This window comes from Vibrio diabolicus (assembly GCF_011801455.1).
Taxonomy (GTDB): domain Bacteria; phylum Pseudomonadota; class Gammaproteobacteria; order Enterobacterales; family Vibrionaceae; genus Vibrio; species Vibrio diabolicus.
In genome coordinates this window covers 1,841,059-1,852,366 of record NZ_CP042452.1, presented here as the reverse complement: position 1 = coordinate 1,852,366, position 11,308 = coordinate 1,841,059, and the positions used below count along the sequence as shown (strand labels likewise).

Genomic DNA, 11,308 nt, shown 5'->3' with positions numbered 1-11,308 from the left:
GTCAGTGATTTGTTAGAGTTAAGTCTGTTTTTTATCATCGAAAGACATTGTTACATTTCAAATCAATACGCCACGCCTATTGCTTGATGTGTATCAAGCAACGCTTTTAAATCGCCATTTCATCCAGAGCGCGGAATACCATTTCATCCATGTGGCCATCGAAGATTTGACGGCACACCTTCCGACGTACCGCTAATCCAGCAATCAAGCGCTCAATGGTAAGATGCTTAACATCATTTTGGGTGTTAAACAGCTCGACGGTTTTGCTTAATGTCTCATAAGGAATTGGCTCATCCCCTACCCTTAGCCAATCAAGCTTCTCTATGTAATCAGAGCACTCTTCTTTGATTGAGGCATACGAGTGCCCTGTCATCGCAGATAAAGCCGTTATACTGCGTTCTAGAGCCTCTGGTGAGGTATATTTAGATAAAGTAATGGTGATCTCGTCTGCATTGATCTCTACCAGGTGTTTTCTTTGCTTCACGCGGCGGCCTAAATTCCCTCTTGGAGATGGCGCTTTGCGTTGGATAGGCTCAAATTCGCCGTCTATGATGCCTGAGAGCTCTTCAAGCTGTTGTCGGGTAACCATCTCATTACGAAGTGGGTTTGGCAGCGTAGGCGCCATGTTACGCTTTCCTGCGTTGGTTGTTCGCGCACGTGAATAACGTAAGACTTCTTCCACATCGCATTTAATATCGATCTGGTAGTCCATCACTTTGTCATTCTCGATCATAGTTTCGATCGTCAGGTGATAACCCCACAAATTCACGACAAACAGCTCATCCGTTCCCTTACCATCCGATAAACGCTTCAGCTCTCGGATCAAATCCATCGAGAATCGTCGCCATTCGATGTTACGTGCCAGCTTCTGGTTTAATTCACTCAGCAGCATGCAGTCAGTATGACGACGCACCATGCGGCTACGGAAGAAAGAATACAGTTGGAATACCAAAGTATGTTGCTTCAAGATCTCTGGTGGGAACAAGAAGAAATAATCACGTGTTAATAGTTCTTCATAAAACGAAGGCTCCCAAACCAAAATGTACAAGTTTGGCTTGATACGAATTTCACCATCGCTTCCCTCTACAGGCGCTTCTTCAGACGCAGTGATGGTTCGAGCAAGAAAACGAAAACGATCACTTTTGAATCCTTCTGGCATGTTTTCACTTAGCCAACGACCAGTAAGTTCATGCAGCTGGAAATCGGTAAACTCAATACGATCAATGCTGTCGCGAATAGAATCACGTGCTGGACCACTGTCTTTTTTGCCTCGAAGCGACAAAATATCAGTAATGTATAACGGCGTCTTGTTCGGCACGTGTGCTGCATCGAGTTGATACTGATCTTTGTGATGATCATGGTATTGTACGGTCAACGTGAACAGAGCAAACAAGGTCATCAGATCATCCACAGTCATGATATTTTTGGATGATCGCGTTTCAATAACCGCTTTGGTACCAGAGATCGACACCATGGATTTCTGATAACTTTTTCGAGTTCTTGGTGGTGCAAGTGCTTGGTCAATGATCCCAGCCCAATTCGTTGGAGACACGACAAATTGATCGGCTTCATCTTTCATCGTTGGAGGGGTATTCAACCCATGTTCATTCAACAAACGCTTGTTGACTTGGGTTTGAGCCAATGCTTTTGAACGTTTTTGCTTTTCGTTTTGGCGTACTTTGTCTGTAACAAGACTTGTTGCACCCAACACTGAAATAAGCTGATTAGGATTAACAAACTTATGTAACATCGTCTTACCAGCAAGTCCTTCTTCAAACCGCACTGGAGTTTGAGTAAACAAACCAATGTTTACTGCTGCACGTAAGCGTTGTTGCAGAGCTGCACGAGTGAGTTGTCCGTCCGTCGCTTCCACAATCTCTGTGGTTGAAACCAATCCATCTTTGCTGCTGAAACCTCGCAATGAGATCAGATTAAGCAACTCTAAGATGCTTTTGGTCACCCCTTTGAAATGTTGGTACTGCTCTACCCAATCTGCAGAGGATTCATGTACCTCAAAAAGATGGCCATCCTTATGGCTTCTAGGTGCTTTAATCAGAATTTTTTCATCAGCCGTCATTTTAGATCCAGATCACACTAGCCGTAGTTGTGCTATGGTTCCGAAGAATAAAGAAAAACAGATCATAAATAAAGAAAAAAGATTGTTTTTTAAATAACTGATCTTTTTGATTAATCTGATCTTAATTGATTATATGATCTAATGATCTGGCTGTCGTTTTGCCGCTAAGTGCATGTTCTATAAAGTGATTATTTTCATGCATGTCGGAACTATGATCATGTTAATTCTGAAACTATGATCAACAATAGCTTGAAAGCATGATCACATTTGCTCGTAAGCATGATCATTAAGTTTATGAAAAGATGATCAAAAGAGTCATGAAACGATGATCATGATGTTTTTACAGGTTATCCACAGATGCTGTGTTTAATAATGATCTTAATGAGAATTTTATTGAGCATTGTCGATGTTATTGATACTCGGATCGATGATCAAGAGCTGAGATAGCTATCGTTCTGGAGACAATATTGATGATAAATTACTCATGTGATGAAAATGCATCCAAGTAGCTCTTATTCCGCAGTAAAACCTAGTTTCGGACTATTCTTAGGAAGCATGATCATGAGAGTAAGATTTATCATAGTAACTTGAACAATTTCATTGTTCCGGCTTCTCTATCCACTAATTTCTTCTCCATCCCCCATTCTGACTGCATTCAACCGTAAATTAGAGACAAAAACTCATGCTTCCGAGAGATTCTATAGCTTGATCATATTTCCGATTGATGGATCTTATTTAATCCGCGTGTTTACACCCTCGTCTACTCTATTTTTCCATGATCATGCTTTCGTATTTGTGTTTTATCATGGAAGCATGATCATAAGCATACCTTGATCATACTTCCATAGGAACATCACTTGAACTGCCCTTTTTGGCTCGGATACATGATCAAGGTTGTTATTAGCGTTCATGTTGAAAGATTGCTTTCTATTTTTTGTTTAAATTAGGTTGGCCTAACATAATCCGTAATTTAGCTTAAGAATATAATCGTTCCGGTAGAAAATTGATTTACATTGTAAATGGGTGACGCTGTAACACTTTTATTTTTAAGTTTAAGGTGTCCATTTATTCGAAGATTATTTAATTAAAAATAGTTATGTTTTTTACCATAAATCATAAAAGCGTCGATTTGAGTGTTTTTTTATGTGATGGTTATTCAAAATGTTCGTGCACCTTTTTGTTGTTTTTGGTCTTTACTGCTGTACAATTGCAAGCATAAATCCTTCCAACGGAATTTGGCATGAAAAGAGAAAAAACGATTGAAAACCTTCTTGAGTTGGCGGAGCTGACTCAGCAGGTTCAAGCTGACCGTATTGAAATTGTTTTAGAAGAGCGAAGCGATAACTATTTCCCACCAATGTCTAAGGCGATGATGGAAACCCGTTCAGGTTTAACTCGTCGTAAGCTCGATGACGCGATTGGTAAGATGGAAGCGGCTGGCCATCAATTTACTAAAAATAACGCGAATCATTATTCAATTACGTTAGAAGAAGCACATATGCTTATGGATGCGGCTGAAGTGCCTAAATTTCATGAGCGTAAGAAGAATTCAGGTAACAAACCTTGGATTATTAACGTGCAGAACCAGAAGGGTGGTACAGGTAAATCAATGACAGCGGTCCATTTAGCGGCATGTTTAGCGCTAAATTTGGATAAACGCTACCGTATTTGTTTAATCGACTTAGACCCACAAGGCTCGCTACGTTTATTCCTCAACCCACAAATCAGCATGGCAGAGCATGACAATATCTATTCTGCGGTAGACATTATGTTGGGTAACGTGCCTGATGGTGTAGAAATTGACAGTGAATTTTTGCGTAAAAACGTATTGCTGCCAACGCAATACCCGAACTTAAAGTCGATTTCAGCGTTTCCAGAAGACGCAATGTTTAATGCTGAAGCATGGCAAACGCTATCTGAAGATCCATCACTCGATATCGTTCGTCTGCTGAAAGAGCAACTGATTGATAAAATTGCTGATGACTTCGATATCATCATGATTGATACCGGCCCACATGTTGACCCACTAGTATGGAATGCGATGTATGCATCAAATGCGTTGTTAATCCCTTGTGCGGCTAAGCGTCTGGACTGGGCTTCAACAGTAAACTTCTTCCAGCATTTGCCTACGGTATATGAAATGTTTCCGGAAGACTGGAATGGTCTTGAGTTTGTTCGCTTGATGCCAACCATGTTTGAGGACGACAATAAGAAGCAAGTTTCTGTTTTAACTGAAATGAACTATCTTCTAGGTGACCAAGTTATGATGGCTACTATCCCTCGTAGCCGTGCGTTTGAAACCTGTGCCGATACCTACAGCACAGTATTTGATCTGACAGTAAGCGATTTTGAAGGCGGTAAGAAGACTCTAGCTACCGCGCAAGACGCTGTTCATAAAAGCGCACTGGAATTAGAGCGTGTGCTGCACTCTAATTGGCCGTCATTGAATCAGGGGTAATAAGTAAATGGCTTTGAAAACGTCTGAATTAAACGCGAAATTATTTGGCAAAACGAATAAGCGTCGTGTTGTGACTCCGCAAGAGGCGCAAACTGCGGCAAAAGAAAAAGCTCAAACGATTGAGCTAGCAGTTGCAGGTGAAAATATTGTTCAGTTTGAACTTGTGCGTATTCCTGCAAATAAAGTTGCGACAGAAACAACGGTGTTTGTTGATAACGCTCGTGAGCAATCGTTCTTAAACGAACATGCTTTATCTGATGTTTTAGTCACACTCAAAGAGCGTGGCCAACAATATCCAGCGGTGGGTCGTAGAACTAAAGATGGCAAGATTGAAGTTTTAGATGGTAGCCGTCGTCGCATGTCTTGTATCCTCGCGGAGCAAGATTTTTTGGTTTATGTTGCTGACAACATCAATACTGACCATGCAAAGTTTTTGTCTGATGTGGCAAATGCTCACAAGCCGCTCTCTTTGTACGAAAAAGGTAAAGAGATGCAGGCTAAACTAGATAGTGGTGAAGCTGAAGATCAGAAAGCATTGGCGAAAATGTTCCAGTGCAGTGAAGCGTTAGTAAGTGGCGCTTTAAAAGCGGCGGCATTACCGTTAGAACTGCTTCAAGCGTATCCCAATGTCGGCGATCTTGGTCGTCCAACTATCGTGAAACTGCACAAACAGTTTTCAACGTTGACGCCAGAGCAGCAGCAAGAGCTGTTAGATAAGTGTCGCTCTAGCGAAGGCTTTTTATGGCAGCGAAGCACAGCTCAAGGCGTTGCTCGTCTGACAAAAGAAGTCACGGAAAGCATCGAAAACTGGATTGCTGAGCTTGCACCAGCAAAACCTGGCAAGAAGACCGAAAAAGTCGACTTAGTAAAAGGTCGAGCAAGCTACAGCCGAAAAGGTAGCAGTCTGGCGTTGAACTTGAAGAAAGTTGACGACAGCTTGATGGAAGAGATTCTTGCCTTTGTGCAAAACAAGCTGCAATAACAAAAGATGATTGAATCAACCGCCCCCGGGCGGTTTTTTTATATCTGAGAAGCGTCAAATTAAAGATGTGATACCATTGCGTCAGTTCAACGTTGGATAGACAAAATGCAGACACAATCTGATTTCCTTTCATCACTTCAACAACAAGCTCACCAATCTTTCCAAAGATTCGGCATCGTCATTCAAGGCGAGTCTTCTTGGCAAGATGCATTGGTGTCAGAGTTCCATAAAACACAGATGTATCAACGTTGGTTTTGTGTCGGCGATTTTGGTTTGGAAAACGCATACAGTGTTTCGCCTAAACAAGGGCACATGTTGTTAGGCAGAGAGTGTGACGTTCTATTGTTTGATGCTCGAAATGGTTTTGACGCAAATAGCTTTACCGCCGCGCTTGGTTCATTGGTTGGCGGTGGTCTTCTTATTGTCATTACTGAGTCGCGACAACCTACGAATTTTGCTCAGCAATGGATGCACAAACAATGGGAGAAGCTCGTTGCTATTGAGCAAGACAAAGCATTGCCAACGGCTCCAGACATCAAGCAAGCAGAAAAAGAAAGCCACTACACGGAACAAGAACATGCCATTTCTCTAATTGAAAAGGTGGTAACTGGACATCGAAAGCGACCGTTAGTTTTGACCGCTGATCGTGGGCGCGGAAAAACAAGTGCCCTCGGCATTGCGTGTGCGAACTTATTACAGCAGAAGCCACTTAGAATCTTAATTACGGCACCATCTATAAAAGCTGTTGAGCCTGTTTACCAACATGCTTTACGTTTACTCCCTAACGCACAGCGTATTAAGAAGGACAGATTAGAATTAGGGCAGGGAGCCATTCAATTTATTGCTCCTGACGAACTTCTATTGAGCCGACCTGAATGTGATTTGTTACTTGTCGATGAAGCGGCTGCAATTCCAGTTCCTATGCTCAAAAGCATTACCGAACATTATCATCGACTCGTTTTTTCTACGACTATTCACGGTTATGAAGGTTGTGGCCGGGGCTTTACGATTAAATTTGTTGATTGGCTTCAGAAACAGCGTTCGGGAATGAAAACATGGCACATGACACAGCCCATCCGCTGGAGCATGAATGATGCACTCGAATCATGGCTCTATGACGCGTTTTTGTTGGATGCGGAGTTAATGCACCATCAACTTAACCAGGTCGACTCAATTTCCCTTTCTAAAGCCGATAAGGACGATTTGATATCGCAGCCTAGTTTGCTGCGCGAGTGCTTTGCTCTTTTGGTGAATGCTCATTATCAGACCTCGCCGAATGATTTGATTCACCTTTTGCAAGACGACAACAGTCAGCTCTATTTTGCTAAGCAAGATAATGCGGTTGTGGGGGTAATATTAGCGGTCGAAGAGGGGGGGCTTGACGCTGAATTGGTTGAAGAAATTCAGCTTGGTAAGCGTCGTCCTAAAGGACACTTAGCCCCAGTTACGATTGCAAACCAATTAGGATTTCCGAATGTCGCGAATCTATCGACGCTGCGAGTCATGAGAATTGCTGTTCATCCGGAATTGCAAGGAAGAGGCATCGGTCAAAAAATGCTGCAGCAACTTGATCAAATGTCGGCTAAACACATTGCTTACTTATCCACGAGTTTCGGTGCGACGGAAGAGTTGGTCTATTTCTGGCGACAATCGAACTTCCGTGCAATTCGCTTAGGGTCAATGCGCGATGCTGCTAGCGGTTGTTATTCAGTCTTGATGGTCAAACCTTGTGATTCCCAACATACGGCTTGGGTCGATGAATCTCAGGCGCTATTTGAAGAAATGTTGTCTAACAATGTGGCTGACGTCTATCCAAAATTAGAAGCCTCAATTTTTCGAGCTCTATTACCGCAACCTTTGGGAATGAGTCCACTTCATCCTGCTAAGTTATTACTAATTGAATGCTATGCTGATGGTGGTAACAGTTATGAGTCCGTGTCTGCTTGGCTTCAGCAGTGGTTACTTAACTTAGGTTTGAACTCCGCTTCCGACTTGATGATCAGTAAGCTTTTTCTTAACCGTAGTTGGACTGAATGTGCTCAGCAATTTGGGCTACCTGGAAAAAAGCAAGTTGAGCAGCAGCTAAGGGACGAAGTAAAGCACATTTGGAACGATTTACAATGTAAACAATAAGGTGAGATTTACACTGTAAATGAAATTATTAGGAGCTGATTTTACACTGTAAATCCAGCTCCTTTTTATTTCAGTGTGTATTTTGATTGAGCTTTAGGTTAAATCGAAATGCTCTCTTAATATCTGTTTAACCGTTATTGATGGATTACTTTCTTTAGTGACGTGAGCCTTATAATAAGAAATGCGAGGTTTGTTCAGAAAACGGATTTGGGTAGACTGAAAGTGTTGATGGGAAGCAAAGTGGTAAGGGTATGTGGAAGCTGTGTCTTGAGTTATCTGAAGATAAGACCAAGGTGATAGCCCGTCTTCCGGGAGAAGTGGACCTCGGTGGTGAGCTAAATCAAAATGAATTAAACGAGCAGCTCGTCGCAATGAACGCTGAAAAGATGTTTGTTGTTGAGGGGGAAGTCGTGAGATTCATTAACTGCGCCAAAGAACGTAAAGCCGAGGCCTACGAAGGCATCGTCATTGCGGAAAAACGCAACGCGCAAGTTGAGGTTGAATTATCGAATAATGACATGCTCGCCAGTATGAACGTTGTCGGCGCGTACGGAGGCCGAGGTTTACGTGGCCCCGAGATTGTTCAAGCCCTTGCTCAAGCGCGAGTTTCGAAAGGCATCAACAAACTGGCTTTGAAGAAAGTGTTGGTTGTCAGCACTCAGCTCAAACCAGGCGAAACTTTTTCTCAACCTGTAGCGGTTGGTAAGCAACCTATCAAAGGCAAAGACGCTCTTTTTACTCCTCTCGTTAAAGACATCACCAAACGCATCCTCAAACCCAAAGACGGCCAATCTGCTAGCGACAAAATTGATTTACGTAACCTCGGTGAAACTATCGCGGTTGATGTAGGCGATGAGGTGATGCGCCGCACGCCTGCGACCAAAGGCACACCTGGTTTTACTGTTCAAGGACGAGTGATTCCTCCACAAGCTGGAAAAGACAGCCCAATGAAGCCAGGCAAGGGCACCGAGATAAGCAAGCACGACCCAAACCTATTGATTGCATCGGTATCCGGTACGCCTCTGATTAAAGACAAAACCATTGAAGTTGATAACGCACTCTGCCTCAATAGCGTTGGCGTGAATACAGGCCACGTGAAATTCAAAGGGAATGTGATTATCGGTGGCAACATTGAATCCGGAATGATTGTTAAAGCGACGGGCTCTATTACTGTAGGTGGCTTCATTGAATCGGCTGACGTACAAGCACAAGACGACATCCAAGTCGGTAAAGGGATCATTGGCCACACCGTGAGTGATGGTCAGCCAAAGAGTTGTCACGTCAAAGCCAAAGGTTCGATTCGTGCCAGCTACGCCCAATATTGTGATTTGCAAGCCGGCGAAGATATTGAGTTGGCGGTGCACAGCATGAATAACGATATTCTTTGTGGGCGCAATCTGACGGTGCTGGATGCGAACGGTAGGAACGGTACGCTCAGCGGCGGGGATGCAAAAGTCGGTGACAAAGTGGTGTGTTTACAATTGGGCGTAGAAGGCGACACCGCCACTAAGGTAGAAGCGTTCGCGCGATATTCTGCATTTAAGGAGCGGTTAGCAGAACTCAAAGATCGATACAAACGTACTCAAGAAGGAACGATGGATGTGATTCGTAAAGAGCTCGAATTTAAGAAACGTCCTAAAGCCGAACGTACCGACGAAGAACAAGCTCAGATTGATGTGATGAAAACACAAAACAACGAGCAACTTGAAGCGATAAAGCAAAAGTTAGAACAAACGGAACATGACTTTGAAGTCGCGTTAGAAGAAAATATTGTCGAAGCCAAAGAGCGTGTCTTCACTCGTGTGACGGTGCAGTTTGGCGACGAGCAAGTAACGACAAAGCGTACTCATGGCGGTTGTTCGTTCCGTTTCAATCAATACGAAATTCAAGTCTCGGCGAACTTGGAAGAAGAGGACGTCGCTGCGGTTTAAGCTTTCTTACTTACTGAGCCCACATGTCGAAACAAGATGTGTGGGCTTTTGTTTAACTAAAAATCGACAATGTGCTCTTGATAGTAGTCCGTAAGCGCACCGACTTGGCTGCTACACATTACTTTCATTGCTTGTTTAATGTGTTCTATTGGCCAGTTCCACCATTGGATATTGAGTAGAGTTTCAATCTCTTTATCGCTGAATCGTTGACGTACGACTTGGTTGTTTCCAACCACCACCGAATAAGGTTGGATGTCTTTCGTCACTAGGGCGCGTGCTCCGATGACGGCTCCATCGCCGATGTTTACTCCGGGCATGATCATCGCCTCACTGCCAATCCAAACATCATTCCCCACCACTGTATCTCCGGCACGCTCGAAACCGTCTTGTACGCCTTCTCCAAATTCTTCAGGAGAGAAGGGGAATGTCGAAATCCAGTCAATGCGATGACCTTGGTTGCCTGCCATCATGAAGGTGGTTCCAGAAGCGATGGAACAAAACTTGCCAATGATTAATTTGTCGATGCTATCGGGTTCTCTACTTTGCCATTCTTGAAGTGTGACGGGGTCACCCAACAAGTAGCGTACCGCTTGCTCTTCGAAGCTTTTTTGATGATAGAAGCCCGAGTAATAGCTGTAATCGCCAACGATGATATTGGGATTTGTGATGTGATCTTTAATGACTTGACCTTTTAACCACGTGTCGAAAACACTCATAACTCATCCTTTCAAATTTAGGTTGTACAGAGTTTAGATGCTTTCTATTATTTCCAGTAGTTTGATTTTAGAGATTCAGAATTACTGTATGGAAATAAAATGGCTCAGCTACGTACCACTTTACGTCGCTTTGTGCGAGGAGCGAAGTATTGCTGGCGCGGCAAAGCGCCTGAATTGTTCGAATGCGCATGTAAGTCGGCAACTTAAACAGCTTGAAGAGATATTGTCGGTGCAGCTTATTCAGCGAACTACGCGCCAGTTTAATTTGACCTACGATGGTTTGCGGTTTTATCAGCAGGTAAAGCAACTGCTCGAAGGCGCTGAGCAGATCAATGAGCAAGTCATGGCAAACGAGATCGTATCGGGAAAATTGAGAATAGCGGCGTCTGCTTCTTTCGGAGCCGCGTTACTCAGCCAAACATTGATCGAGTTTCGATTGCAGAATCCACAAGTGAGCGTCGAAGTGATCTTCACAGAGACACCTCTCGACTTGATTGAAGCTGGGTTTGATATCGCATTCTACTTTATCGATACTCCTCCTGAGGGATACGTCGGCCATCAGTTACGCGCTTTACACTGTAAACCGATCGCTCATCGCTCGTATTTAGCTGATAAACCAAATGTAAGTACGCCAGAGGAGCTTGGTGACTTAGAGCACATCCTTTATAAAAGTCGTGACTTGGTGTTAGACAAGTGGACGTTTACGCATAAGCAAACTCAACAGCAGTGCAGCATTGAGTTAGAAAGTACGCTGAGTTTTAATCTTGTCCAGTCCATGTTGGATGCTACTTTGACTGGCTGTGGTGTAGCCATGTTAGATGAATTTGCACTGGCTAAACTCGACCCTGCACAAAAAGAACAACTCGTGAGTTTGCTGCCAGAATGGCAAACGGATGCGATTTTGCCGCTTTATCTGCTTTACCCAAAACGTGAGCACTTACCAAGAAGAACGCGAGCGTTCATTGATCACTTTAGGAACATATATTCTGTCGGCGAATAGCGACAACAAAC

Annotated in this window: 7 protein-coding genes; 5 read left to right on the top strand and 2 right to left on the bottom strand. The window is 43.4% G+C overall.

Annotated features, from left to right (window positions below; genetic code table 11):
* Positions 1 to 106 precede the first annotated feature (106 nt).
* Positions 107 to 2,077, bottom strand: a complete 1,971-nt coding sequence (locus FR741_RS23515) for a replication initiator protein RctB domain-containing protein (protein WP_104972136.1) — start codon at positions 2,075 to 2,077, stop codon at positions 107 to 109.
* A gap of 1,240 nt (positions 2,078 to 3,317) precedes the next feature.
* On the opposite strand from FR741_RS23515, the gene FR741_RS23510 reads away from it, so the two are divergent.
* From FR741_RS23510 to FR741_RS23495, 4 genes are all read left to right on the top strand, one after another.
* Positions 3,318 to 4,535, top strand: a complete 1,218-nt coding sequence (locus tag FR741_RS23510; protein ID WP_005374503.1) for an AAA family ATPase — start codon at positions 3,318 to 3,320, stop codon at positions 4,533 to 4,535.
* Positions 4,536 to 4,542: 7 nt separating this feature from the next.
* On the top strand, positions 4,543 to 5,517 hold the full coding sequence (locus FR741_RS23505) for a ParB/RepB/Spo0J family partition protein (RefSeq protein WP_167427850.1): 975 nt from the start codon (positions 4,543 to 4,545) through the stop codon (positions 5,515 to 5,517).
* Positions 5,518 to 5,622: 105 nt separating this feature from the next.
* Positions 5,623 to 7,650 (top strand): tRNA(Met) cytidine acetyltransferase TmcA, encoded by a 2,028-nt coding sequence (locus FR741_RS23500; protein ID WP_167427849.1) that lies wholly within the window; start codon positions 5,623 to 5,625, stop codon positions 7,648 to 7,650.
* Positions 7,651 to 7,901: 251 nt separating this feature from the next.
* On the top strand, positions 7,902 to 9,581 hold the full coding sequence (locus FR741_RS23495; RefSeq protein WP_167427848.1) for a DUF342 domain-containing protein: 1,680 nt from the start codon (positions 7,902 to 7,904) through the stop codon (positions 9,579 to 9,581).
* A 56-nt stretch (positions 9,582 to 9,637) separates the two neighbouring features.
* Here FR741_RS23495 and catC read toward each other — a convergent pair whose 3' ends face one another.
* A complete protein-coding gene (gene catC / locus FR741_RS23490; protein WP_167427847.1) occupies positions 9,638 to 10,297 on the bottom strand; it encodes a type C chloramphenicol O-acetyltransferase in 660 nt (219 codons plus the stop codon).
* An 88-nt stretch (positions 10,298 to 10,385) separates the two neighbouring features.
* Here catC and FR741_RS23485 point away from each other — a divergent pair, with 88 nt between their 5' ends.
* Complete coding sequence (locus FR741_RS23485; RefSeq protein ID WP_167427846.1) at positions 10,386 to 11,297, top strand: LysR family transcriptional regulator; 912 nt, start codon at positions 10,386 to 10,388, stop codon at positions 11,295 to 11,297.
* The last annotated feature ends 11 nt before the right edge of the window (positions 11,298 to 11,308 follow it).